Annotated in this window: 23 protein-coding genes; 13 read left to right on the top strand and 10 right to left on the bottom strand. The window is 71.5% G+C overall.

All coding sequences use genetic code 11. From position 1 onward, the window contains the following. Positions 1-2 precede the first annotated feature (2 nt). The gene (locus AB0L21_RS00440; protein WP_365698677.1) at positions 3-1109 is read right to left on the bottom strand and encodes a mechanosensitive ion channel domain-containing protein; all 1107 of its coding nucleotides are present in this window, start codon (positions 1107-1109) and stop codon (positions 3-5) included. Positions 1110-1214: 105 nt separating this feature from the next. Between AB0L21_RS00440 and AB0L21_RS00445 the strand changes: the two genes are divergently transcribed. Continuing rightward, positions 1215-1787: a dienelactone hydrolase family protein gene (locus AB0L21_RS00445; protein ID WP_365698678.1), complete on the top strand. Its 573-nt coding sequence runs from the start codon at positions 1215-1217 to the stop codon at positions 1785-1787. A gap of 18 nt (positions 1788-1805) precedes the next feature. On the opposite strand, the gene AB0L21_RS00450 is transcribed toward AB0L21_RS00445, so the two are convergent. The 4 genes from AB0L21_RS00450 to AB0L21_RS00465 form a co-directional block, all read right to left on the bottom strand. Further along, positions 1806-3476 (bottom strand): alkaline phosphatase D family protein, encoded by a 1671-nt coding sequence (locus AB0L21_RS00450; protein WP_365781362.1) that lies wholly within the window; start codon positions 3474-3476, stop codon positions 1806-1808. A gap of 80 nt (positions 3477-3556) precedes the next feature. Beyond that, positions 3557-4369 carry a DsbA family protein gene (locus AB0L21_RS00455; RefSeq protein WP_365698680.1) on the bottom strand — a complete coding sequence of 271 codons (813 nt, stop codon included), beginning with the start codon at positions 4367-4369 and terminating at the stop codon, positions 3557-3559. Positions 4370-4435: 66 nt separating this feature from the next. Then, entirely contained in the window at positions 4436-5116 is a 681-nt protein-coding gene (locus AB0L21_RS00460) for a hypothetical protein (RefSeq protein ID WP_365781364.1), read from the bottom strand. A gap of 68 nt (positions 5117-5184) precedes the next feature. Continuing rightward, complete coding sequence (locus AB0L21_RS00465; RefSeq protein ID WP_365698682.1) at positions 5185-6525, bottom strand: DUF2252 domain-containing protein; 1341 nt, start codon at positions 6523-6525, stop codon at positions 5185-5187. Between the two features lie 222 nt (positions 6526-6747). On the opposite strand from AB0L21_RS00465, the gene dnaE reads away from it, so the two are divergent. Further along, positions 6748-10287: a DNA polymerase III subunit alpha gene (gene dnaE, locus AB0L21_RS00470; protein WP_365781366.1), complete on the top strand. Its 3540-nt coding sequence runs from the start codon at positions 6748-6750 to the stop codon at positions 10285-10287. Between the two features lie 81 nt (positions 10288-10368). Here dnaE and AB0L21_RS00475 read toward each other — a convergent pair whose 3' ends face one another. Beyond that, on the bottom strand, positions 10369-10536 hold the full coding sequence (locus AB0L21_RS00475) for a hypothetical protein (RefSeq protein WP_365698684.1): 168 nt from the start codon (positions 10534-10536) through the stop codon (positions 10369-10371). A gap of 225 nt (positions 10537-10761) precedes the next feature. Between AB0L21_RS00475 and AB0L21_RS00480 the strand changes: the two genes are divergently transcribed. From AB0L21_RS00480 to AB0L21_RS00495, 4 genes are all read left to right on the top strand, one after another. Beyond that, positions 10762-11985 carry an NYN domain-containing protein gene (locus AB0L21_RS00480; RefSeq protein WP_365781368.1) on the top strand — a complete coding sequence of 408 codons (1224 nt, stop codon included), beginning with the start codon at positions 10762-10764 and terminating at the stop codon, positions 11983-11985. A 59-nt stretch (positions 11986-12044) separates the two neighbouring features. Next, the gene (locus tag AB0L21_RS00485; RefSeq protein ID WP_365698686.1) at positions 12045-13058 is read left to right on the top strand and encodes an ABC transporter ATP-binding protein; all 1014 of its coding nucleotides are present in this window, start codon (positions 12045-12047) and stop codon (positions 13056-13058) included. Between the two features lie 124 nt (positions 13059-13182). Further along, positions 13183-14004 carry an ABC transporter permease gene (locus AB0L21_RS00490; RefSeq protein WP_365698687.1) on the top strand — a complete coding sequence of 274 codons (822 nt, stop codon included), beginning with the start codon at positions 13183-13185 and terminating at the stop codon, positions 14002-14004. Between the two features lie 34 nt (positions 14005-14038). After that, complete coding sequence (locus AB0L21_RS00495) at positions 14039-14665, top strand: AAA family ATPase (RefSeq protein ID WP_365698688.1); 627 nt, start codon at positions 14039-14041, stop codon at positions 14663-14665. Between the two features lie 87 nt (positions 14666-14752). On the opposite strand, the gene ybaK is transcribed toward AB0L21_RS00495, so the two are convergent. The 4 genes from ybaK to AB0L21_RS00515 all read right to left on the bottom strand — a co-directional run bounded on the left by ybaK (position 14753) and on the right by AB0L21_RS00515 (position 18898). Next, the gene (gene ybaK / locus AB0L21_RS00500; protein WP_365698689.1) at positions 14753-15253 is read right to left on the bottom strand and encodes a Cys-tRNA(Pro) deacylase; all 501 of its coding nucleotides are present in this window, start codon (positions 15251-15253) and stop codon (positions 14753-14755) included. Positions 15254-15271: 18 nt separating this feature from the next. Beyond that, positions 15272-16012, bottom strand: a complete 741-nt coding sequence (locus AB0L21_RS00505; protein ID WP_365698690.1) for an LON peptidase substrate-binding domain-containing protein — start codon at positions 16010-16012, stop codon at positions 15272-15274. An 11-nt stretch (positions 16013-16023) separates the two neighbouring features. Then, positions 16024-17097: a hypothetical protein gene (locus AB0L21_RS00510; RefSeq protein ID WP_365781370.1), complete on the bottom strand. Its 1074-nt coding sequence runs from the start codon at positions 17095-17097 to the stop codon at positions 16024-16026. A gap of 223 nt (positions 17098-17320) precedes the next feature. After that, positions 17321-18898 carry an oxidoreductase gene (locus AB0L21_RS00515; RefSeq protein ID WP_365698692.1) on the bottom strand — a complete coding sequence of 526 codons (1578 nt, stop codon included), beginning with the start codon at positions 18896-18898 and terminating at the stop codon, positions 17321-17323. Positions 18899-19084: 186 nt separating this feature from the next. Between AB0L21_RS00515 and hisD the strand changes: the two genes are divergently transcribed. Genes hisD through AB0L21_RS00550 form a run of 7 tightly spaced genes read left to right on the top strand, consistent with a single transcriptional unit; the run spans position 19085 to position 24027 of the window. Continuing rightward, positions 19085-20410: a histidinol dehydrogenase gene (hisD, locus tag AB0L21_RS00520; protein WP_365781372.1), complete on the top strand. Its 1326-nt coding sequence runs from the start codon at positions 19085-19087 to the stop codon at positions 20408-20410. Next, positions 20407-21519, top strand: a complete 1113-nt coding sequence (locus AB0L21_RS00525; RefSeq protein WP_365698694.1) for a histidinol-phosphate transaminase — start codon at positions 20407-20409, stop codon at positions 21517-21519. Before hisD ends, AB0L21_RS00525 begins: the two co-directional genes overlap by 4 nt. Then, positions 21516-22109 carry an imidazoleglycerol-phosphate dehydratase HisB gene (gene hisB / locus AB0L21_RS00530; protein ID WP_100825690.1) on the top strand — a complete coding sequence of 198 codons (594 nt, stop codon included), beginning with the start codon at positions 21516-21518 and terminating at the stop codon, positions 22107-22109. The genes AB0L21_RS00525 and hisB overlap by 4 nt, the downstream gene beginning before the upstream one ends. A 3-nt stretch (positions 22110-22112) precedes the next feature. Further along, positions 22113-22277 carry a hypothetical protein gene (locus tag AB0L21_RS00535; protein WP_014672133.1) on the top strand — a complete coding sequence of 55 codons (165 nt, stop codon included), beginning with the start codon at positions 22113-22115 and terminating at the stop codon, positions 22275-22277. Then, positions 22268-22912 (top strand): imidazole glycerol phosphate synthase subunit HisH, encoded by a 645-nt coding sequence (gene hisH / locus AB0L21_RS00540; RefSeq protein WP_365698696.1) that lies wholly within the window; start codon positions 22268-22270, stop codon positions 22910-22912. The genes AB0L21_RS00535 and hisH overlap by 10 nt, the downstream gene beginning before the upstream one ends. Before the next feature lie 3 nt (positions 22913-22915). Next, a complete protein-coding gene (gene priA, locus AB0L21_RS00545) occupies positions 22916-23641 on the top strand; it encodes a bifunctional 1-(5-phosphoribosyl)-5-((5-phosphoribosylamino)methylideneamino)imidazole-4-carboxamide isomerase/phosphoribosylanthranilate isomerase PriA (protein ID WP_132783906.1) in 726 nt (241 codons plus the stop codon). Beyond that, entirely contained in the window at positions 23638-24027 is a 390-nt protein-coding gene (locus AB0L21_RS00550) for a RidA family protein (protein ID WP_365698697.1), read from the top strand. The genes priA and AB0L21_RS00550 overlap by 4 nt, the downstream gene beginning before the upstream one ends. Positions 24028-24038 lie beyond the last annotated feature (11 nt).

A 24038-nucleotide genomic window follows, 5' to 3' on the forward strand; every position in this document is an offset into this window, starting at 1 on the left:
GGTCACCCCCGGCCGGTGCGCGGGAACTCGTAGGCCCGGCGCAGGGAGGCGCCGTCGGGGGAGGGGACACGGGACGGCGGCAGCACCGACTCGGCGGTGTTCACGCGAGGCAGCGCGTAGGGGTGCTCAGCCGACAGCCAAGTGATCATCTGCTCGCGGACCGTGACCCGCACCGTCCAGATGTCGTCGGCGTCCTTGGCCGTCACCAGCGCGCGCACCTGGATGGTGTTCGGCGTGGTGTCCGTCACCTGGAGGTTGCACGCGCGGCCGTCCCAGGCCGGGCACGCGCGCAGGATGTCCCGCAGCTTCTCGCGCATCGCCTCGACCGGCGCGCTGTGGTCGAGATGCCAGTAGACGATCCCGGTCATCTGCGGGGTGCCACGGGACCAGTTCTCGAAGGGTTTGGAGGTGAAGTACGACACCGGCATGGTGATCCGGCGCTCGTCCCAGGTCCGGACCGTCAGAAAGGTCAGGGTGATCTCCTCGACGGTGCCCCACTCGCCGTCGACCACGACCGTGTCGCCTATGCGCACCATGTCGCCGAAGGCGATCTGCAGCCCGGCGAACATGTTCGAGAGCGTCGACTGGGCGGCGACACCGGCGATGGCGGCGATGATGCCCGCCGAAGCCAGCAGGGAGGCGCCCGCCGCGCGCATCGCCGGGAATGTCAGCAGCATCGACGAGACGGCCACGACGATGACGATCGCGGACACCACCCGCATGATCAGCTCCACCTGCGTGCGCACCCGGCGCACCCGGGCCGCGTCGCGGTGGACGCGGGCATAGCGGGTGTAGGTGGTCTCGACGATCGCCGCGGCGATCCGGATCACCAGCCAGGCGGCCGACCCGATCAGCACCAGCGTCAGCGTCCGGCCGATGCCGACCTGGTGCCGCTCCAGCAGCTTCGCCTGGTCGTACGACCCGCGCAGCAGGGCGGCGCACAGCACGAGCTGATAGGGGATGCGGGCACGACGGAGCAGCCCCCACAGGGGGGTGTCGTGGTCGCGTTCGTCGGCCTTGCACAGCAGCCGGTCGGTGCCCCAGCCGATGGCCAGGGTCAGCAGCACCGTGCCGCCGAGCACGATCAGGGGGCGGAGTACGTTCTCCATGCCTCCGCTCCTAACCGGCGCGCGCAGGGCATGAACATGTGAGTTCTGCGCGTGCCTGGGTACGGCGGCACCGGCACTCTCGTAGCCGGCTGGCACCATGGCCTCATGAACATCATGCTCTTTCACTCGACCTACGGGCTCAGGCCCGCGGTGCGCGAGGCCGCGGACCGGCTGCGCGCGGCGGGCCACGAGGTGTGGACGCCGGACCTCTTCGAGGGGCGCACGTTCGACACCGTCGAGGAGGGCATGGAGTTCAAGGAGCGGATCGGCAAGGAGGAGCTGCTCAAGCGGGCCGTGCTGGCGGCGGCGCCGTACTCGGACCGGGGGCTGGTGTACGCCGGGTTCTCGCTCGGCGCCTCCATCGCCCAGACCCTGGCCCTCGGTGACGACAAGGCGCGCGGGCTGCTGCTCCTGCACGGCACGTCGGACATCGCGCCGAACGCGCACGTGGACGAGTTGCCGGTGCAGCTGCACGTGGCCGAGCCGGACCCGTTCGAGACCGACGACTGGCTGAGCGCCTGGTATCTGCAGATGGGCCGGGCGGGCGCCGATGTGGAGGTCTACCGGTACGCCGGGGCCGGGCACCTCTACACCGACCCCGGGCTGCCGGACTACGACGCGGAGGCCGCCGAGGCCACCTGGCGGGTGGCGCTCGGCTTCCTCGAATCGCTCGGCTGAGCGGTTGCGCCGGGGCGGTTACACCGGGTCGTAGGTCCGCTCGACCCGCTGCGTGCCGCTGCGGGTGCGGTAGGAGCGCACCCAACTGGAGGTGGCGTTCGCGTCGGTGCGGTCGGACAGGACGTAGTAGTCCATCTGCGCGCGGTCCGCGGTGATGTCCAGCACGCCGTAGCCGTGCCGGTCGGTGTCCACCCAGTGGACGTGCCGGTTGGCGGCCTTGATGACGGGCGCGGCGACCGCGGAGACCGTGCCCTCGGGCACCTTCACGATGTCGTCCAGGTTGTCGGAGGTCACCGAGGTCACCACGAACTCGGTGGCCGCCGACGCCGACAGCGGGTAGGTGCCCGCGTCCACCGGGACGTCGTTGGCCCAGGCCATGTGGATGTCACCGGTCAGGAAGACGGTGTTGCCGATGGCGTGGGAGCGCAGGTGGGCCAGCAGTTCGCGCCGGTCGTCGGTGTAGCCGTCCCACTGGTCGGTGTTGGCGGCGATGCCCTCCTGCGGCAGTCCGAGCAGCTTGGCGAGCGGCTTGAACAGGTCGGCGGAGAGGGAGCCGAAGGAGAACGGCGAGATCATCACCGAGTTGCCGACCAGCCGCCACCTGGTGTCGGAGGCCTTCAGACCGGCCTTCAGCCAGTCGAGCTGGGCGCGTCCGGTGAGCGTGCGGTCCGGGTCGTCCACCGAGCCGCTGGCCGTGGACGCCTGCTGGGAGCGGAAGGAGCGCAGGTCCAGCAGGGAGAGGTCGGCGAGCTTGCCGAAGCGCAGCCGGCGGTAGGTGGTGCCCGCGACGGCCGGGCGGACCGGCATCCACTCGAAGTACGCCTGCTTCGCCGCGGCCTGACGGGCCGTCCAGGTGCCCTCGGCGCCCTCGGTGTGGTTGACGGCGCCGCCCGACCAGGCGTTGTCGGCGAACTCGTGGTCGTCCCAGATCGCGATGACCGGCGCCTTCACGTGCAGGGCCTGGAGGTCGGGGTCGGTCTTGTACTCGGCGTGCCGGATCCGGTAGTCGGCGAGGGTGAGGATCTCGCCCGCGGGCTCGTGCGGGCGGACGACCTTGCCCCGGGCCCCGTACTCGCCGGACTTGTACTCGTAGATGTAGTCGCCGAGGTGCAGCCAGGCGTCCAGGTCGTTGCGGGCGGCGAGGTGGCGGTAGGCGGAGAAGTAGCCGGCCTCCCAGTTGGCGCAGGAGACCACGCCGAAGCGCAAGGAGGAGACGTCCGCGTCCGCCGCCGGCGCGGTGCGGGTGCGCGCCACCGGGGAGTCGGTGCCGCCGGCCGAGAAGCGGAACCAGTAGTCGGTGGCCGGCTCCAGGCCGCGGATGTCGGCCTTCACGGTGTGGTCGGAGGCGGCCGTCGCGGTGGTGGAGCCCTTGGCGACGACGCTGGTGAACGCCTTGTCCCTGGCGACGGCCCAGCTGACCTCGGTGTCCGGGCCGAGCCCCGAACCCGGTATCGCCTCCGGCGTCGGGGTCACCCGGGTCCACAGCAGCACGCCGTCGGGCAGCGGGTCGCCGGAGGCGACGCCGTGCAGGAAGGCGGGGGCGTCCGTGGCGGCGCGGGCCGGCAGCGCGGCGGCCAGCGGGCCGGCCAGGACAGCGGTCGCCGCCGCGGCCTTGACGACCGTACGGCGGCGGGGCGAAAGCGAACCGAGGCCCTGGGAGGCCTCGGATGATCTGTATCGACTGGTCACGGACGATCAGGTTACTGATCGGTACGCGCGAGAGCGGGCGAACTCGCAAAAGTTCGCCCGCTCTTTGACCGGTTGTCGGCTCAGCCCTTGAGGGCCGCCTCCAGAGCGGTGTTGAACTCGGCGACCGACATGGGCGCGTTCTTGCCGTCGGAGCCCGTCAGCGTCTTGCCGTCCATCTTCAGGGTCGGAGTGCCCGAGATGCCGTCCTTGTCGAAGATCTTGGACTCCTCCAGCGCCCACCTGTCGTAGGTGCCGTCCTTCACGGCCTTCTGGAACGCCGCGTTGCCCTTCAGTGCGGGGACCGTGTCAGCGATCTTGATCAGATAGCTGTCGTCCTTGAACTTGTCGGTGGTCTCCTCGGGGTGCCACTTCTTCGAGTACATCGCGGTCTTGTACTCGAGGAAGGCCTCGGGGCTGACGTTGAGCGCGGCGCCCAGCGCGCTGAGCGCGTTCTTGGAGCCCTCGCCGGTCAGGTTCTTGTCGAGGAAGGTGGCACCGACGTACTGGATCTTGAACTTGCCCGCGTCGAGGTCCTTCTTGACGGTCGGGCCGACCGCCTGCTCGAACTCGGCGCAGACCGGACAGCGCGGGTCCTCGTACATCACCAGGGTCTTCTTGGCGCTGCTCTTGCCGAGGACGATCGTCGTGCCGTCCGTGCCCGTGGTGTTGGCCGGCTTGACGAGCTTGTCGTTCTTCGCGGCCTCCCAGTACGCGGGCTTGTTGGCCTGCACGACGGCGTAGCCTATGCCGCCGGCCGCGGCCAGGACGGCCACGACCGAGGCTGCCACGATGAGCTGCCGCCTGGCCTTGTCGCGCTTGGCCTGCCGCTCGCGCTCCTGGCGCAGCCGCTCCCGGGCCGCCATCTTCGCCGACTGGCTGTTCCGCTTGCTCATATGGGTGATCTCCATGTGGGACGCGCACACGTCGTACGCGGGATACGTGTGGGGGACTGATCGTGCTCAGGCGAATGCCGGTGAGCACGGCGGTCCACGCCGTCCCAGGGAGTGTGTGAGGAGCCGGTCGCGGGCGGCGGCGCGGCGCGGGGCCGGGCGGGGCAGCCGGCGGGTCGGCAGCGGCCGTGCGGCGACCGCGGCCACCGCCAGCAGCAGCGGCCGGAACGTGGTGGCGGCGACCGCCCGCAGCAGCTGGGTCAGGGCCCGCTCGCCCCGGCGCAGCCAGGCGGCGGCGAGCAGCCCCACGCCGATGTGCGCGGCGAGCAGCAGCCAGGCGGCGGCCGGGCTGGCGTGGGCGAGCAGCGCCCCGGCGCGGTCGGGACCGCTGGTCATCTGGGCCAGGGGGGTGCCCACCCGGCCCTGGCACAGCACGTCCAGGCCGACCGCGCGCAGCGGACCGGCGACCGGGCCGCCCACGCGGCCGTAGCAGGCGTGCTGGCCCGTGGTGAACACCGTGTCGGCGGCCAGCTCCAGCGGGATCAGCAGGGCCGCGATCCGGCCGAAGCCGCGCTCACGGCCCGCCAGCGCGTACGCGGTGACGAACACTCCGGCGGTGACCGCGCCCACGGTCGCCAGCGGCAGCGGAGCACGGGACAGCAGCACGTGCGACGCGGTGCTGAGCGTCACGACGAAGGCCGTGAACAGTGCCGCGCGCACGGCTCTGAGCTGGGTCCCGGATATGTCCATAGCGAAAGGAGAGTCTGTCACGTACGCGGGTAAGGCGCCCCTAAAGGGTGCCTGTGAATCCGCGGAGCCTACAGCCCCGGAATCCGGCCGTTGCGGAACAGGTCGACGAAGATCTGGTGATCGGCACGCGCGCGTGCGCCGTAGCTGTGCGCGAAGTCCACCAGCAGGGGCGCGAAGCCCTCCTCGTCGGCCGCGAGCGCCGCGTCGATGGCCCGCTCGGTGGAGAACGGCACCAGGGACTCGCCGGAGGTGTCGTCCGCCGCCGCGTGCATGGTGGCGGTGGCCCGGCCCAGGTCGGCGACGACGGCCGCGATCTCCTCCGGGTCGTCGATGTCGTCCCAGTCCAGGTCCACGGCGTACGGCGAGACCTCGGCGACCAGCTGGCCCGCGCCGTCCAGCTCGGTCCACCCGAGCCACGGGTCGGCGTGCGCCTGCAGGGCGCGCTGGGAGATCACCGTGCGGTGGCCCTCGTGCTGGAAGTACTCCGCGATGGCCGGATCCGTGATGTGCCGGGAGACGGCCGGGGTCTGGGCCTGCTTGATGTAGATCACGACATCGTTCTCCAGGGCGTCGCTGTGGCCCTCCAGGAGGATGTTGTACGACGGCAGGCCCGCCGAGCCGATGCCGATGCCCCGGCGGCCCACGACGTCCTTCACCCGGTAGGAGTCCGGGCGGGCCAGGGAGGAGTCCGGCAGCGTCTCCAGATAGCCGTCGAAGGCCGCGAGGACCTTGTAGCGGGTGGCCGCGTCCAGCTCGATGGAGCCGCCGCCCGGCGCGAAGCGGCGCTCGAAGTCGCGGATCTCGGTCATCGAGTCGAGCAGGCCGAACCGGGTCAGCGAGCGGGCGTCACGCAGCGCGTCCAGCAGCGGACCCTGCGCGGTGTCCAGCGTGAACGGCGGCACCTCGTCCCGTTTGGCGCCCGTGGCCAGGGCGTGGATGCGCGCGCGGTAGGCGGCGGCGTACACCGTCACCAGCTCGGTGATCTGCGCGTCGCTGAGGGCCTTCGCGTACCCGATGAGCGCGACCGACGCCGAGAACCGCTTCAGGTCCCAGGTGAACGGGCCGACGTAGGCCTCGTCGAAGTCGTTGACGTTGAAGACGAGGCGGCCGTTGGAGTCCATGTACGTGCCGAAGTTCTCCGCGTGCAGATCGCCGTGGATCCACACGCGCGAGGTGCGCTCGTCCAGGTACGGGCCGCCGCGCTTCGAGCCGAACTGAGTGTTCGCAGTCAGGTCGTGGTAGAAGAGGGCCGCCGTGCCCCGGTAGAACGCGAAGGCCGAGGCCGCCATCTTCCGGAACTTCACCCGGAACGCGGCCGGGTCGGCGGCCAGGAGCCGGCCGAAGGCGGTGTCGAAGACGGCGAGGATCTCCTCGCCGCGCTGCTCCTCGTCGAGCTGGGGGACCGACATCGCGGGGTGCCTCCTGGTGCGTTACCTGTACGACAGCGTTTCTGCCGTCTCCAACGCACGAAGGTACGCCGGAGTGCCCGCCCCTCGCCCGACCACCACCCCTCGTCGAGGCGCTTCGCGCCAAGTCTTCATCTCGTTGTCAGTGGCGAGGCATAGACTTCGACGCTGACCCCAGAACTGTCCGCCAGCCCGTCGCCGAGTGTTTCCCCCGGAGGCCTCACCGTGTCAAAGCCGCCCTTCACGCACCTGCACGTCCACACCCAGTACTCGCTGCTGGACGGTGCCGCGCGGCTGAAGGACATGTTCAACGCCTGCAACGAGATGGGCATGACGCACATCGCCATGTCCGATCACGGCAACCTCCACGGGGCGTACGACTTCTTCCACTCCGCGAAGAAGGCCGGAATCACCCCGATCATCGGGATCGAGGCGTATGTCGCCCCCGAGTCCCGGCGGAACAAGCGCAAGATCCTCTGGGGCCAGCCGCACCAGAAGCGGGACGACGTCTCCGGTTCCGGTGGTTACACCCACAAGACGATGTGGGCCGTGAACAAGACCGGCCTGCACAACCTCTTCCGGCTCTCCTCCGACGCCTACGCCGAGGGCTGGCTGCAGAAGTGGCCCCGGATGGACAAGGAGACCATCGCCCAGTGGTCCGAGGGCATCGTCGCCTCCACCGGCTGCCCCTCCGGCGAGGTGCAGACCCGGCTGCGCCTCGGCCACTTCGACGAGGCGCTGAAGGCCGCCGCCGACTACCAGGACATCTTCGGCAAGGACAAGTACTTCCTGGAGCTGATGGACCACGGCATCGAGATCGAGCGCCGGGTCCGCGACGGCCTGCTGGAGATCGGCAAGAAGCTCGGCATCCCGCCGCTGGTCACCAACGACTCGCACTACACGTACGCGCACGAGGCGGGCGCCCACGACGCCCTGCTGTGCATCCAGACCGGCAAGAACCTCTCCGACCCGGACCGCTTCAAGTTCGACGGCACCGGCTACTACCTGAAGTCCACGGACGAGATGTACGCCATCGACTCCTCGGACGCCTGGCAGGAGGGCTGCGCCAACACGCTCCTCGTCGCCGAGATGGTGGACACCACCGGCATGTTCGAGAAGCGCGACCTCATGCCCAAGTTCGACATCCCCGAGGGCTACACCGAGGTCACCTGGTTCCAGGAGGAGGTCCGCCGCGGCATGGAGCGCCGCTACCCGGGCGGCGTCCCCGAGGACCGCCAGAAGCAGGCCGAGTACGAGATGGACGTCATCATCCAGATGGGGTTCCCGGGCTACTTCCTCGTGGTCGCCGACTTCATCATGTGGGCCAAGCGCCAGGGCATCGCGGTCGGCCCCGGCCGGGGCTCCGCGGCCGGCTCGATCGTCGCCTACGCGCTCGGCATCACCGACCTCGACCCGATCCCGCACGGCCTGATCTTCGAGCGGTTCCTCAACCCCGAGCGCATCTCGATGCCCGATGTCGACATCGACTTCGACGAGCGCCGGCGCGTCGAGGTGATCCGGTACGTGACCGAGAAGTACGGCGCCGACAAGGTCGCCATGATCGGCACCTACGGCACCATCAAGGCCAAGAACGCGATCAAGGACTCCGCGCGCGTGCTGGGCTACCCGTACGCGATGGGCGACCGCATCACCAAGGCCATGCCCGCCGACGTCCTCGGCAAGGGAATCCCGCTGTCCGGCATCACCGACCCCAGCCACCCGCGCTACAGCGAGGCCGGCGAGGTCCGGGGGATGTACGAGAACGAGCCGGACGTGAAGAAGGTCATCGACACCGCGCGCGGTGTGGAGGGCCTGGTCCGGCAGATGGGCGTGCACGCCGCCGGCGTGATCATGTCCAGCGAGACCATCACCGAGCACGTCCCGGTCTGGGTGAGGCACACCGACGGCGTGACCATCACCCAGTGGGACTACCCGAGCTGTGAGTCGCTCGGCCTGCTGAAGATGGACTTCCTGGGTCTGCGCAACCTCACGATCATGGACGACGCCGTCAAGATGGTGAAGGCCAACAAGGGGATCGACATCGACCTCCTGAGCCTCCCGCTCGACGACCCCACGACCTTCGAGCTGCTCCAGCGCGGCGACACCCTCGGCGTCTTCCAGTTCGACGGCGGTCCCATGCGGTCCCTGCTGCGGCTGATGAAGCCGGACAACTTCGAAGACATCTCCGCCGTGTCGGCCCTGTACCGGCCGGGCCCGATGGGCATGAACTCCCACACGAACTACGCGCTGCGCAAGAACGGGCAGCAGGAGATCACGCCGATCCACCCCGAGCTGGAGGCGCCGCTCAAGGAGGTCCTGGACGTCACCTACGGCCTGATCGTCTACCAGGAGCAGGTGCAGAAGGCCGCCCAGATCATCGCGGGCTACTCGCTCGGTGAGGCCGACATCCTCCGCCGCGTGATGGGCAAGAAGAAGCCGGAGGAGCTGGAGAAGAACTTCGTCATCTTCCAGGCCGGCGCCCGCAAGAACGGCTACAGCGACGAAGCCATCCAGGCGCTCTGGGACGTGCTGGTCCCCTTCGCCGGCTACGCGTTCAACAAGGCGCACTCCGCGGCGTACGGCCTGGTGTCGTACTGGACCGCGTACCTGAAGGCGAACCACCCCGCCGAGTACATGGCCGCCCTGCTCACCTCGGTCAAGGACGACAAGGACAAGTCGGCGGTCTACCTCAACGAGTGCCGCCGCATGGGCATCCGGGTGCTCCCGCCGAACGTCAACGAGTCCGAGGCCAACTTCGCCGCCCAGGGCGACGACGTGATCCTCTTCGGCCTGTCCGCCGTCCGCAACGTCGGCACCAACGTGGTCGAGTCGATCATCAAGTGCCGCAAGGCCAAGGGGAAGTACGCCTCGTTCCCCGACTACCTCGACAAGGTCGAGGCGGTGGTCTGCAACAAGCGCACCACCGAATCGCTGATCAAGGCCGGCGCCTTCGACTCGATGGGCCACACCCGCAAGGGCCTCATGGCGCAGTACGAGCCGATGATCGACAACGTGGTCGCGGTCAAGCGCAAGGAGGCCGAGGGGCAGTTCGACCTCTTCGGCGGGATGGGCGAGGAGACCACCAGCGAGCCCGGCTTCGGCCTCGACGTGGAGTTCACCGACGACGAGTGGGACAAGACCTATCTGCTCGCCCAGGAGCGGGAGATGCTCGGTCTGTACGTCTCCGACCACCCGCTCTTCGGCCTGGAGCACGTGCTGTCCGACAAGGCGGACGCGGGGATCGCCCAGCTCACCGGCGGTGACTACGGGGACGGCTCGGTGGTGACCATCGGCGGCATCATCTCGGGCCTGCAGCGCAAGATGACCAAGCAGGGCAACGCCTGGGCCATCGCCACCGTCGAGGACCTGGCGGGCTCCATCGAGTGCATGTTCTTCCCGGCCACCTACCAGCTGGTGTCCACCCAACTGGTCGAGGACGCCGTGGTGTTCGTCAAGGGCCGCCTCGACAAGCGCGAGGACGTGCCGCGGCTCGTCGCCATGGAGCTGATGGTCCCGGACCTGTCCAACGCGGGCACCAACGCGCCGGTGGTGCTCACCATCCCGGCCGTGAAGGTGACCCCGCCGATGGTCAGCCGCCTCGGCGAGATCCTCAGCCACCACAAGGGCGACAGCGAGGTCCGGATCAAGCTCCAGGGGCCGCGGAAGACCACCGTGCTCCGCCTGGACCGGCACCGGGTCAAGCCCGACCCGGCGCTGTTCGGCGACCTGAAGGTCCTGCTCGGCCCGTCCTGCCTGGCCGGCTGAGGCCCGGCGGAGGACGTCAACGTGAAGGGGCGCACCCTCGACGGGTGCGCCCCTCACCTATGCCCGGGCTTCAACTGCCCTTTAGTTGTGGCCGAAGCTCTTCTGCTTCTTGCGAGCGGCCTCCGAGGGGCTGCCCGGGGCGTGCGCGATGGGCGGCTCGTGCTCCTCCGCCTGCGGACGCTGCGCGTGCTCGGACTGCGGAGCGCGGTTCTGCGGGCCGGACTGCTTGCGGTTCTTGTTCTTGGCCATGGTGATCTGCCTCCTGTGGGGGATCTAGGGGCCAGGGCCGGGACCAGATTCACATACGCTGACATCAAGCGCATGTCGGATAATTACCGTGTGTGACAGGGGTGGTGGGCGGACCGGAACCGCAAACGCCACGCCGAAGATCGAGTTCGGGCCGTTAACCCCCGCGTGGTCGGGCAGACTCGAAGGAAGTCCGAAGCAAAACCTCCCGGGAAGAGGGTGAGTCGCGTGGACCGCTGCATCGTCCTGGTGGACGCCGGGTATCTGCTGGGAGCCGCCGCCAGCCTCCTCGCCGGTGAGCCCTCGCGGTCCCGGATCACCGTCGACCACGCCGCGCTGATCCAGGCGCTGCGAGAACGCGCGGAGTCCGACACCGAGCGCCCCCTGCTGCGCATCTACTGGTTCGACGGCGCCCCCGACCGGGTCCCCCAGCCGGAGCATCGCCGGCTGCGCGTGATGCCCCGGGTCACCGTCCGGCTGGGCGCCCTCACCCGCAGCGACGGACGCTGGGCCCAGAAGGGCGTCGACGCCGCCATGCACGCCGAGCTGACCGAGCTGGCCCGCAACCGCGCCTGCTCCGACGTCGTCCTCGTCACCGGCGACGGCGATCTGCTGCCCGGCATGATGGCCGCCAAGGAGCACGGCGTCGCCGTCCACCTGTGGGCCGTCCAGGCCGCGGACGGCGACTACAACCAGTCCGAGGACCTGGTCGCCGAGGCCGACGAGCGGCGCGTGCTGGACCGCGCCTGGATCACCCAGGCCGTCCGCGCCAAGGAGCTGACCGGCGTCTGCGCCCCGCCGCCCGCGCCCCGCCCCGAGATCGCCGCGATCCTCTCCGCGCCGCTGCCCGAGTCCGCGCTCACCACGGCCACCGAGCGGCCCGCCGAACAGCCCGCCCACCCGCCTGCCGCCGCCGCGGCCGAGAACGGCACCCAGGAGCGGGTGACCGCCCCCAGGGGCGTTCCCACCCCCAAGGACCTGGCCGCGCTGCGCGCACCCGGCACCCAGTCCGTGCAGCACCCGGCGACCGCGACCCTGCGCTGGTCCTCCGACAAGGGCTGGGTCGACCGGCCGGGCGTGGTCGCCGAGCCCCCCGAGGCCGCCTCCATGCCGACGCTGGCCCAGCTCACCACCGCCGAGCAGCGGTGGGCCGACCGGGAGGAGGACATCACCACCGTCGGCGGCGACCCGTACGAGGTCGGGCAGGTCTTCGCCCGCCGCTGGATGTCCCGCCTCGGCGACCAGAGCCATCTGCAGCGGCTGTCGCAGATGTACCCGCGCATCCCGCACCGGATCGACGGGGAGCTGCTGCGCTACGCGGCACGGTTCGGGCTGCTCGCGCACAAGGACGACCAGATCGACGAGCACGACCGTTACGCCATTCGGGCGGGGTTCTGGCGGGAGATCGACGTGCCGGCGGCGGCCGAACAGCAGGCGCCCGCCGCCGACTGAATGCCCGGAGCCGCCCCCAAAGGCGAGTAAAGGCCCCCGACCCCGTACTCTCGTCCCTTGTGAGCACGCGCGCGGGACAGGCACTTCGGTACGACGAGGTCGTACGCGTGCGCGGGCTCGGCAAGACCTACCCGGCGGTGAAGGGCCGGCGGGGCGCGCCGGGCACCCCCGAGGTGCGGGCCACCGACGGCGTGGAGCTGGACGTGCGGCGCGGTGAGGTCTTCGGGCTGCTCGGCCCGAACGGCGCCGGCAAGTCCACCCTCGTACGGCAGCTCACCGGGCTGCTGCGGCCGGACACGGGCAGCGTCGAGATACTCGGCCACGACATCGTGCGCCACCCCGAGCGGGCCGCCCGGCTCCTCGCCTACCTGGGCCAGGAGTCCACCGCCCTGGACGAGCTGACCGTCTCCCTCGCCGCCGAGACCACCGGACGCCTGCGCGGTCTGGACGTCCGGCGGGCCAGAGCCGAGCGGGACGCCGTCCTGGAGGAGCTGGGGCTGACCCCGATCGCCGGACGGGCGCTGAAGAAGCTGTCCGGCGGGCAGCGGCGGCTCGCCTGCTTCGCCGCCGCGCTGGTCGGGGAACGGCCGCTGCTCGTGCTGGACGAGCCGACCACCGGCATGGACCCGGTGGCCCGGCGCGCGGTCTGGGCGGCCGTGGACCGGCGGCGGGCCGAGCGCGGTACGACCGTGCTGCTGGTCACCCACAACGTCATCGAGGCCGAGACGGTCCTGGACCGGGTCGCCGTGCTCGACGAGGGCCGGGTCATCGCCTGCGACACCCCCGCCGGACTCAAGGCACAGGTCGCCGGCGAGGTGCGGGTCGAACTGGTGTGGCGGGAGCGGGCACCGCTGGAGGTGCCCGAGGTCGCCGTGCTGCGCGAGCGGGCCGTGGAGTCCGGCCGGCGCTGGACGCTCCGGCTCGCGCCCGAGGAGGCCCGCGCCGTCGTCGCCACGGTGACCGGCGGGACCGCCTTCGCCGCCCTGGACGACTTCACGCTCGCCACGCCCAGCCTGGAGGACGTCTACCTGGCGCTGGGCGGCGCGGCCCGGCAGGGGCTGGTGAAGACGTGAGCGCACCGGCCGCGGAACGCGTACGGGTCGGCGCGACCGCCGTAGCGAAGAGGCGCGCTGGAGCGATGGCCGTAGCGAAGAGGCCCGCCGTGGCGACTGCCGTGGGGAAGAGGAGCAGCCCGTCGTGAGTGTCGTACCCGCCGAGGTTCTGCCGGGCGGTGCCCGGGCCGTGCCGGACACGGCGGCCGGTGCGGCCGAGCTCGGGCCTCCCGCGCGGCTGTGGCCGTCGCTGGTGGCCGTCTACCGGGCGCAGTTGTCCCGGGCCCGGGTGGCGCGGATCCCGCTGCTGTTCGTGGCGACCTTCCAGTCCATCGGCATCGCCGTGATGATGCGCGGCGTCGTCGACAGCGGCCATGAGGCCCAGTCCGTGGTGGCCGGGTCCTCCGTGCTGGTCGTCGCGTACGTCGCGCTGAACCTGCTGTCGCAGTACTTCGGGCAGCTGCGGGCCAGCGGCGGGCTCGACCACTACGCCACGCTGCCGGTGCCGCCGGCGGCCGTGGTGCTGGGTGCGGCGGCGGCGTACGCCTCCTTCACCGTGCCGGGGACCTTGGTGACGGCCGTCTTCGGCTGCGTGCTGTTCGGGCTGCCGCTGTCCAACCTGTGGATCCTGGTGGCCGTCATCCCGCTCGCGGGGGCCGCGCTGGCCGGGCTGGGCGCCGCCTGCGGGCTGCTCGCGTCCCGGCCGGAGCTGGCCACGCTCCTCGGGCAGCTCGGCATGTCGGCCGCGCTGCTGCTGGGCGTGCTGCCGGCCGACCGGATGCCGGGGATCGTACGGCTGGCCCGTGATCTGCTGCCGTCGACCTATGGCGTGGAGGCGTACGCGCGGACCTTCGGGGCGGACCCCGACTGGGCCGTCGTCCTCGTCGACCTGGGGGTGTGCGCGGGTGTCGGTGTGGTCTCGCTGGCCGTGGCGACCTGGGCGTACCGCAGGGCCGCCGTCCGGTGACGCGGCCCACAGGACGACCTGGCACGATGGTCGGGTGACCGCACCGCTGACTCCGCCTCCTCCGCCGCACGAGAACTCCCCGCACCAGCTCTGGCAGGCGCCGCCGCCGGCCGGGGCGCCGGGCGCGGGCGCGTACGAACAGGACGGCCCCGGGATGAAGACGGAACTGCGGGAGGCCGCCGTGATCGCGGTGGCGGTGACGCTCGGCGGGGTGCTGCTGGGGCTGCTGTGGTGGTGGCTGGCGCCGCACGTGCCGCTGATCGGTGACGAGGTCGACAAGAACTGGGTCGTCTACGTCAAGGACAGCGAGGGCGAGCAGGCGGTCGGGGTGGACGGAACGTTCACTCTGCTGGGGCTCGCCTTCGGGCTCGTCAGTGCCGTGGTGGTGTTCGTGCTGCGGCGGCGCGGCGGTGTGCCGGCCGTGGTGGCACTCGGCCTCGGCGGGCTGCTCGGATCCCTGCTGGCCTGGCGGCTCGGGGTGTGGCTGGGGCCCGAGTCCGACGTGCTCGCGCACGCGCGGGCCGTGGGCAAGGGGGTGACGTTCCCGGCGCCGCTGGAGCTGTCGGCGAAGGGAGCGTTGCTGGCGTGGCCGTTCGCCGGGCTGCTGGTGCATCTCGGACTGACCGCGCTGTTCGGGCCCCGGGACCCCGAGGTGCCGTAACCAGGGCTCCGCCCCCTGGACCCCCGGACCCGTGCCCGTCCACCACCCGTCTCGGCCGGCTGACAGGCGCGGCGGAGGACGTACGCGTCAGCCGCGTCCGATCGGCGCCAGCACCGCCTCCGTCAGCTTCGCCAGGTCCTCCGGCGCCAGCTCGACCTCCAGGCCCCGGCGGCCCGCCGAGACGCAGATCGTCGCATGGGACTCCGCCGAGTCGTCGATGACCGTCGGGAGCTTCTTGCGCTGGCCGAGCGGGGAGATGCCGCCGCGGACGTAGCCCGTGGTGCGTTCGGCGAGGGTCGGGTCGGCCATGGTCGCCCGCTTGCCGCCCACCGCCGCCGCGAGGGCCTTCAGATCCAGCGAGCCGGCCACCGGGACCACACCGACCACCAGGGAGCCGTCGACGTCGGCCACCAGGGTCTTGAAGACGCGGTCGGGGGAGACGCCCATCGCCTCCGCCGCCTCCTCGCCGTAGGACGGGTGGGAGGGGTCGTGGTCGTAGGCGTGGACCGTGAAGTCCACGCCCGCCGCCGTCAGGGCCACCGTCGCGGGCGTTCCCCCGGACTGCTGCTTCTTCGACTTCTTCGCCATCGGGGTGTCGGGCTTCCCTCAGTTCAGACTCGTCGGCGCCCGCGTCAGCTCGAACGCGGGCAATGACGGCAGGCTACGGATGATGGACGTCTCGGCGCGAAGGAGTTTCAGCTCGTCCCGGAGCCGGGAGGCCGTGTCCGGGGCCTGGAGCAGACGCTGCTTGGTCGGTGTGTCGTGCACCATCGCCGCGGCCACCAGGTACGACACCACGCCCGGGTCGTCCGGCAGGTCGGCACCGGTGGACAGTGAGCGCTCGCGGGCGCCCGCCAGGCGCTTCTGGTACTGGCGGAAGGAGCGCAGGACGCCCTCGGCCAGCGCGCCGGCCTCGTCCCCGGGCTCCTCCGGCAGCTCCTCCAGCTCGGCGGTCAGGAACGGACCGGACGCGTCCACGGACAGCAGGCGGACGCGGGTCGTGCCCGTCGCCAGGACCTCGAAGGTGCCGTCGGAGCGTTCCCGGATGGTCGCCGCGTCCGCCACACAGCCCACCCCGTGGAAGGCCTTGAGCGGGTCGGGGCCGAAGCCGGCGGCCGGGCCCCGGTCGGGCTGGGCCGTGGGGTCCGGCATGCCCGGGGCGCTCGGCGCGACCTCGTGGCCGTCGCGGATGGCGACGACGGCGAAGCGGCGCGGCTCCTCCTCGGGCGTCTTCGACAGCGTGCGCATCATGGCGCGATAACGCTCCTCGAAGACGTTCAGCGGCAGCACGAGCCCCGGGAACAACACCGAGTTCAGCGGAAAGAGCGGGAGACGGACGGTGGTCACGGCGCCCCAGCCTAGTGGTCGGCGGCGCGGGCGTGTCCGCCGTGCTCGCCGAGGGGGTCCCGGGACGCCGTCAGCAGCCCGGCCGGGGCGGGCCGCGGACCCGCCGTCTCCAGGTGTTCGCGCACCCTCAGGAAGTGGCCGAGCGGGTCGTCCGAGAGCCGGTCCCAGGGGAAGGAGGTGGCGTACGGGCCGATCAGGCGCAGCTGGGTGCGGGCGTCCTCCCAGCGGTCCAGCCGCAGCAGGAGGTACAGCAGTTTGTTGCGGACCTCGGCGGGCCACGGGTCGGCCTCCGGGAAACGCCCGGACAGCTCGATGGCGCGGTCGGCCGCCGCGTCCAGCCGGGCGCGCGGCACCTCGGCGTCGCAGCCGTCGGTCAGATAGCCGAAGGCCGCCCGGGCGGGCAGCGCCTGGACGAGCGAGTCGGCCGGGGCGTCCTGCGCGGCCCGGTCGGCGAAGTCGAAGCACTCCCGGTGGGAGCCATGAGGAGTGTGGGGGGCGTCTCCCCACAGGACGCAGCAGAAGGCGGCCAGGTAGCGCAGGGCGGCCACGTGGCAGCCGTAGTGGTGCGGGGCGCGCCGGACGGCCGCCTCCCACAGCTCCTCGAAGTAGCGGTGCCCGGCCCGCGACCCGCGCGCGTGGTCGAGCGCGATCCGCCAGGGCACCGGGTCGCGGTCGTCGGCGCGGGCGGCGGCGGTGATGAGCGGGCTCACCTCGCGCAGCAGCTCGGAGCGGGCCGGCGAGGGCCAGGCGCGGTCCACCGCCAGCTGGGCCCCGAGCAGCAGCACGCCGGGGTCGTCGGGGGCGACGGCGCGCCACTCCTCGTACCACTCGGGGCGCGAGCGGGCGAAGGCGGCCAGGCGCCGCACGTACCGGTCCCGGTTCTCCCACTCGGCCGCGGTGCGGGTGGCGGCGAGCAGGCCGGCCGCGGCGGCGTACTCGCCCCGGCCGGCCGCGACCAGCGCGGGTGAGAGGCGGTCGTCGGGCGCGTCGAGCACGGCCTCGTCCCCGGCCGACGGGCGGCCGGCCGGGCGCGCGGAGCGTTTGGTCATCCGGGTGGGGCGGATGAACGAGGGCAGCAGAGCCATGGTTCGACCATTGAAAGTCCGCAGGTCGGGGCGGCGCCAGAGGGTCTGGGCAACTCATGGAAAGTTGTACGGCCACAAGTCAAGGACCGGTAAAGGGTGAATGTGTGTTTTGTGCGGAGTGTGTGCGCGAAGGGTGGGTTCCGTCAGCTCTCATGGATGGCGCCGGCCCCGCCGCCGCATTCCGTCGCCGCCCGCTGCATTCCGTCCGCGCCGCCGGGTTCCGTCAGCCCCGCCGCAGCAGCCGGGTCGCGCCCGCCGCCACCGTCGTCGCCAGGACCCAGCCGATCAGGATCAGCGCCGCCGCCAGCCACTGCCAGCCGCCGCGCAGCTGCCACTGGCCGGCCTGCCCCAGGTCGATCACCGGCAGCAGCAGGTCCAGCGTGAACAGCGCCGGGCTCCAGACCGGATGGCCGCCGGAGCTGACCGGCGGATGGTCCGCGCGCGCGAAGGCGAGCGTGCCCGCCGCCCACAGCACCGCCATCCACACCGCGGCCCGGCCCGGGCGGTAGCCGTAGGCGACCGTCCAGTCCTGGAGGTAACCCCAGAACTTGCCGGCCAGCGGCAGCGTCTCGCGCCGCCGGCGCTGTTTGGCGAGCAGCACCTCGCGCGCGTCCTCGTCCTCCCCGGCCGCCCGCAGCACCGCCGCCAGCCGCTCGTACGGCTCGGGGGCGTACTCGGCGGTGGCCGCCGCCACCCAGTCCAGGCGCTGGGTCAGGGGGAACGGGCCCTGCGGCACCAGGCTCTCGTAGGCGAACCCGCCCATGTGCAGATTGCCCGCGTCCGGCCAGCTGCTCGCCCGGTCCACCAGGTTCACGACCCGCGCGCCGGACAGCACCACCTTGCCGCGCTGCGGCTTGTCCCCGAGGAAGCGCAGTTCCGGCGTCTGCACCCGGCGCAGCGACAGTTCCTGGTCGTCGGTGAAGGCGAACCGGGCCCGCTCCAGGTCGACGGCGTCCCCGAACCGCCCGTCGTCCAGGCGCACCCCGCCCCGGGACTCGAACCGCTGGATGCGCGTCCCGCGCGCGGGTGTCGTGCCGCTCAGCAGCGGGTTGCCCACGCCGGCCGGGGTCAGGTACAGGGTGCGCTCGACCGTCAGCTGGGGGGCGTTGAGGGCGAAACGGGCGTAGGGGTTGGCGAGCTTGGCGCCGCGCAGGCTGAGCGAGACGCCGATCTGGGCGCCGCGCAGGCTGAACTCGCCGTGCGACTCCAGCATCTCCGCCTGGAGGTCCTGGCCGACGGTCAGGCCGTCGGCCGCGATGGACCGCCCGCTGCGGTCCCGGTAGGCGACCGCCTGGTTGAGCAGCAGATCGGTGCCGATGTGCGCGTCCGTCAGCCGGACGCCGTTCTGGAACCGGCAGCGCGGCAGATGCAGATCGCCCTCCGTGTGCACCCGGGCGGCCTCCAGGCGCGGCACCGCGCAGTCCACCAGGCGCAGGGTCGTGAACCGGGCCTCCGGCAGCCGGACCTCCTCGTCGAAGCGGCAGCCGCGCAGCTCCACGTACGGCGTGACCTGGCCGCCCGCCAGATCCAGCGGGTCGGTGACGCGCACGCCGACGAGCTTCAGCGCGGACACCCGGCCGGCGAGCGCCGGCGGGCCGTCGAGAAGCAGCCAGCAGACGATGCGGGCCCGTACGGTCCGCTCCGGACCCCAGGGATGCCCGCCGTGCGGATCGTCCACCGCGAAGTCGCCGCTGCTCAGGTCGTACACGCTGCCGTTGCGGAAGGCCTGCCACATGCCCGCCTCGGTCGCGGTCAGGTCGTCCGGCAGGTCCCCCGTGCGGATGCCGGCCCCCTCGCTCACGTTCTCCTCTTCCGGTTCGCTGGTTTTCGTACAGCCGTTCATGCCCTCTGTGACCGCCGGGACACCACCCGTGAAGGTGATCTTCCGGGTTCCGGCCAGCCTATGTACCAGCCATTGGCCCACGGTCTGTATCAGCCATTGATACGCGCGGACGGCTCCCGACGGCGGTCTGAGAGAATTGGGACTGTGATTTCCCGAATCGATCTGCGCGGCGACGCCCTTCCCGAGGGCCCCGCCCTGCGCGACCTGCTGCCCCGAGCCGACTTCGACGTTCAGGCCGCCCTGGAGAAGGTGCGCCCGATCTGCGAGGCCGTGCATCATCGTGGCGACGCGGCGCTGATCGACTTCGCCGAGAAGTTCGACGGAGTACGGCTGGAAACCGTCCGTGTCCCGGCCCGGGCGCTCACCGACGCGCTCGCCGGTCTCGACCCGGCCGTGCGCGCCGCCCTGGAGGAGTCCATCCGCCGCGCCCGGCTGGTCCACCGCGAGCAGCGCCGTACGACCCGCACCACGCAGGTCGTGCCCGGCGGCTCGGTGACCGAGAAATGGGTTCCGGTCGAGCGCGTCGGGCTGTACGCGCCCGGAGGCCGCTCGGTCTACCCGTCCTCCGTGGTGATGAACGTGGTGCCCGCCCAGGAGGCCGGCGTCGAGTCCGTCGCGCTCGCCTCACCGGCCCAGGCCGAGTTCGGCGGCCTGCCGCACCCGACGATCCTCGCCGCCTGCGCCCTGCTCGGCGTGGACGAGGTGTACGCGGCCGGCGGCGCCACCGCCGTCGCGATGTTCGCGTACGGCACGGAGTCCTGCCCGCCCGCCAACATGGTCACCGGCCCGGGCAACATCTGGGTCGCCGCCGCCAAGCGCTACTTCACCGGCAAGATCGGCATCGACGCCGAGGCCGGCCCGACCGAGATCGCGATCCTCGCGGACGCCGGCGCCGACCCGGTGCACGTCGCCGCCGACCTGATCAGCCAGGCCGAGCACGACCCGCTGGCGGCGGCCGTCCTGGTCACCGACTCCGTCGAGCTGGCGGACGCGGTCGAGAAGGAGCTGGAGCCGCAGGTCGCGGCCACCAAGCACATCGAGGACCGGATCGTGCCCGCGCTGAAGGGCAAGCAGTCCGCCATCGTGCTGGTCGACGGCATCGACGAGGGCCTGCGGGTGGTCGACGCGTACGGCGCCGAGCACCTGGAGATCCAGACCGCCGACGCCGCGGCGGTGGCCGGCCGGGTCCGCAACGCCGGCGCGATCTTCATCGGCCCCTGGGCCCCCGTCTCGCTCGGCGACTACGCGGCGGGCTCCAACCACGTCCTGCCCACCGGCGGCTGCGCCTGCCACTCCTCGGGCCTGTCCGTCCAGTCCTTCCTGCGCGGCATCCACATCGTGGACTACACGAAGGACGCGCTCGCCGACGTCGCCCACCACGTGGTGACGCTGGCGGAGGCGGAGGACCTGCCGGCGCACGGCGCGGCGATCAAGGCCCGGTTCGGATGGAAGGTGCCTGAGAGCAAGTGAGCGACGTGCGGATCGACGATCTCCCCGTACGGGACGAGCTGCGCGGCAAGTCCCCCTACGGCGCGCCCCAGTTGGACGTCCCCGTACGGCTGAACACCAACGAGAACCCCTACCCGCTGCCCGAGCCGCTGGTCGAGCGGATCGCGGAGCGGGTGCGGGAGGCCGCTCGCGGCCTGAACCGCTACCCCGACCGGGACGCCGTTCAGCTGCGCACCGAGCTGGCCAAGTACCTCACCAGGACCGGCAAGTACCCCCTCGGCGTCGAGAACGTGTGGGCCGCCAACGGCTCCAACGAGGTCATCCAGCAGCTGCTGCAGACCTTCGGCGGACCGGGCCGTACGGCGATCGGCTTCGAGCCGTCGTACTCGATGCACGCGCTCATCGCGCGCGGGACCGGCACCGGCTGGATCTCCGGCCCGCGCGGCGAGGACTTCACCATCGACCTCGACGCGGCCCGGCGGGCCGTCGCCGAACACAAGCCGGACGTCGTCTTCATCACCACCCCCAACAACCCCACGGGCAACGCGGTCCCGCCGGAGACGGTCCTCGCGCTGTACGAGGCGGCGCAGGCGGCCAAGCCGTCCATGGTGATCGTGGACGAGGCGTACATCGAGTTCAGCCACGGCGACTCGCTGCTGCCGCTGCTTCAGGGCCGCCCGCACCTGGTGGTCTCCCGGACGATGTCCAAGGCGTTCGGCGCGGCCGGCCTGCGCCTCGGCTACCTGGCCGCACACCCGGCGGTCGTGGACGCCGTCCAGCTCGTCCGGCTGCCGTACCACCTGTCGGCGATCACCCAGGCGACCGCCCTGGCCGCGCTGGAGCACACCGACACGCTGCTCGGGTACGTCGAGCAGCTGAAGGCGGAGCGGGACCGGCTGGTCGCCGAACTGCGCGCGATCGGCTACGAGGTCACCGAGTCCGACGCGAACTTCGTGCAGTTCGGCCGGTTCGCCAGCGCCCACGAGGCCTGGCGGAAGATCCTCGACCGGGGCGTACTCGTCCGGGACAACGGCGTACCGGGATGGCTGCGGGTGTCCGCCGGCACCCCGGAGGAGAACGACGCGTTCCTCGACGCGGTCCGTGAGTTGAAGAAGGAGCAGGGTTCATGAGCCGCGTTGGACGCGTGGAGCGCACCACCAAGGAGACCTCGGTGCTGGTCGAGATCGACCTCGACGGCACCGGGAAGACCGACATCGCCACCGGCGTCGGCTTCTACGACCACATGCTCGACCAGCTCGGCCGGCACGGTCTGTTCGACCTGACCGTCAAGACCGACGGCGACCTGCACATCGACTCCCACCACACCATCGAGGACACCGCCCTCGCGCTCGGCGCCGCCTTCAAGCAGGCGCTCGGCGACAAGGTGGGCATCTACCGCTTCGGCAACTGCACGGTCCCGCTGGACGAGTCCCTCGCCCAGGTCACCGTCGATCTGTCCGGCCGCCCCTACCTCGTGCACACCGAGCCCGAGAACATGGCGCCGATGATCGGCGAGTACGACACGACGATGACCCGGCACATCCTGGAGTCCTTCGTCGCCCAGGCGCAGATCGCGCTGCACGTGCACGTGCCGTACGGGCGCAACGCGCACCACATCGTGGAGTGCCAGTTCAAGGCGCTGGCCCGGGCACTGCGTTACGCCTCCGAGCGCGACCCGCGCGCGGCCGGCATCCTCCCGTCGACGAAGGGCGCGCTGTAACCCATGACCGGTCTGTCGACCCTCCTGATCGTCGTCGGCCTCTTCCTGGTCGGCGGCATCATCTCCTTCGTCAAGCAGAAGATGCCCACCAGCCTGATCGTGCTGCTCTCGATCGGCGCGGGCCTGTGCCTGGTGGCGGGCGTCATGCGGCTGGAGGTGTGGAATTGAGCACCAAGAAGGTCGTCGTCTTCGACTACGGCTTCGGCAACGTCCGCTCCGCCGAGCGGGCCCTCGCGCGCGTGGGCGCCGACGTGGAGATCACGCGCGACTTCGACAAGGCCATGAACGCCGACGGCCTGCTCGTGCCGGGCGTCGGCGCCTTCGCCGCCTGCATGCGGGGCCTGCGTGCCGCCCGGGGCGACTGGGTCGTGGACCGCCGGCTGTCCGGCGGGCGCCCGGTCATGGGCATCTGCGTGGGCATGCAGATCCTCTTCGCGCGCGGCATCGAGCACGGCGTGGAGGCCGAGGGCCTGGACGAGTGGCCCGGCACGGTCGCGCCGCTCCAGGCCGACGTCGTGCCCCACATGGGCTGGAACACCGTGGACGCCCCGGCCGACTCCCAGCTGTTCGCCGGCCTGGACGCCGACGCGCGGTTCTACTTCGTGCACTCCTACGCCGTCCACGACTGGGCCCTTAAGACCCACAACCCGGTGATCGAGGCCCCCAAGGTCACCTGGTCGACGCACGGCAAGCCGTTCGTGGCCGCCGTGGAGAACGGCGCCCTGTGGGCCACCCAGTTCCACCCCGAGAAGTCCGGCGACGCCGGCGCCCAGCTCCTCACCAACTGGATCGGAACCCTGTAGACCATGGCCAAGCTCGAACTCCTCCCCGCCGTCGACGTCCGCGACGGCCAGGCCGTCCGCCTCGTGCACGGCGAGTCCGGGACCGAGACCTCCTACGGCTCCCCGCTGGAGGCCGCCCTCGCCTGGCAGCGGTCCGGCGCCGAGTGGCTGCACCTGGTCGACCTGGACGCCGCGTTCGGCACCGGTGACAACCGCGCGCTGATCGCCGAGGTCGCGGGGGCGATGGACATCAAGGTGGAGCTGTCCGGCGGCATCCGCGACGACGACACCCTCGCCGCCGCCCTCGCCACCGGCTGCACCCGGGTGAACCTCGGCACGGCCGCCCTGGAGACCCCCGAGTGGGTCGCCAAGGTCATCGCCGAGCACGGCGACAAGATCGCCGTCGGCCTCGACGTGCGCGGCACCACGCTGCGCGGCCGGGGCTGGACCCGTGACGGCGGCGACCTCTACGAGACGCTGGAGCGCCTGAACAAGGAGGGCTGCGCCCGCTACGTCGTCACCGACATCGCCAAGGACGGCACCCTTCAGGGTCCCAACCTGGAGCTGCTGAAGAACGTGTGTGCCGCCACGGACCGCCCGGTCGTGGCCTCCGGCGGCGTGTCGTCCCTGGACGACCTCCGCGCCATCGCCGAACTGGTACCCCTCGGTGTCGAGGGCGCCATCGTAGGGAAGGCGCTGTACGCGAAGGCGTTCACCCTGGAAGAGGCCTTGGAGGCTGTGTCGTCATGAGCGAAGCCGTGCGGCGCGTGCAGAGCGGAAGTCCCTGGGAAGAGAGTTTCGGATTCGCGCGCGCTGTCGCGGCCGGTGACCGGGTGCTGGTGGGGGGCACGACGTCCTTCAAGGGCACCGTGCTGTACGGGGAGGGCGACCCGTACGAACAGGCGAAGGTGGCCTTCACCAGCGCCCTGGAGGCGATCGGGGAGTTGGGGCTCGGCATCGAGTCCGTGATCCGTACGCGGATGTACCTGACCCATGTGCGGGACGTGGACGCCGTCGGGCGGGCCCACCAGGAGCTGTTCGACGCCGTCCGCCCGGTCTCGACCCTGCTGGTCGTGGAGGGCTTCGTCGACCCGCGCATCCTGGTCGAAGTAGAACTAGAAGCATTCAGAGGCTGAAGGCCTTTAAG

Origin of the sequence: Streptomyces sp. NPDC052721 (assembly GCF_040678315.1) — a bacterium.
Classification (GTDB): domain Bacteria; phylum Actinomycetota; class Actinomycetes; order Streptomycetales; family Streptomycetaceae; genus Streptomyces.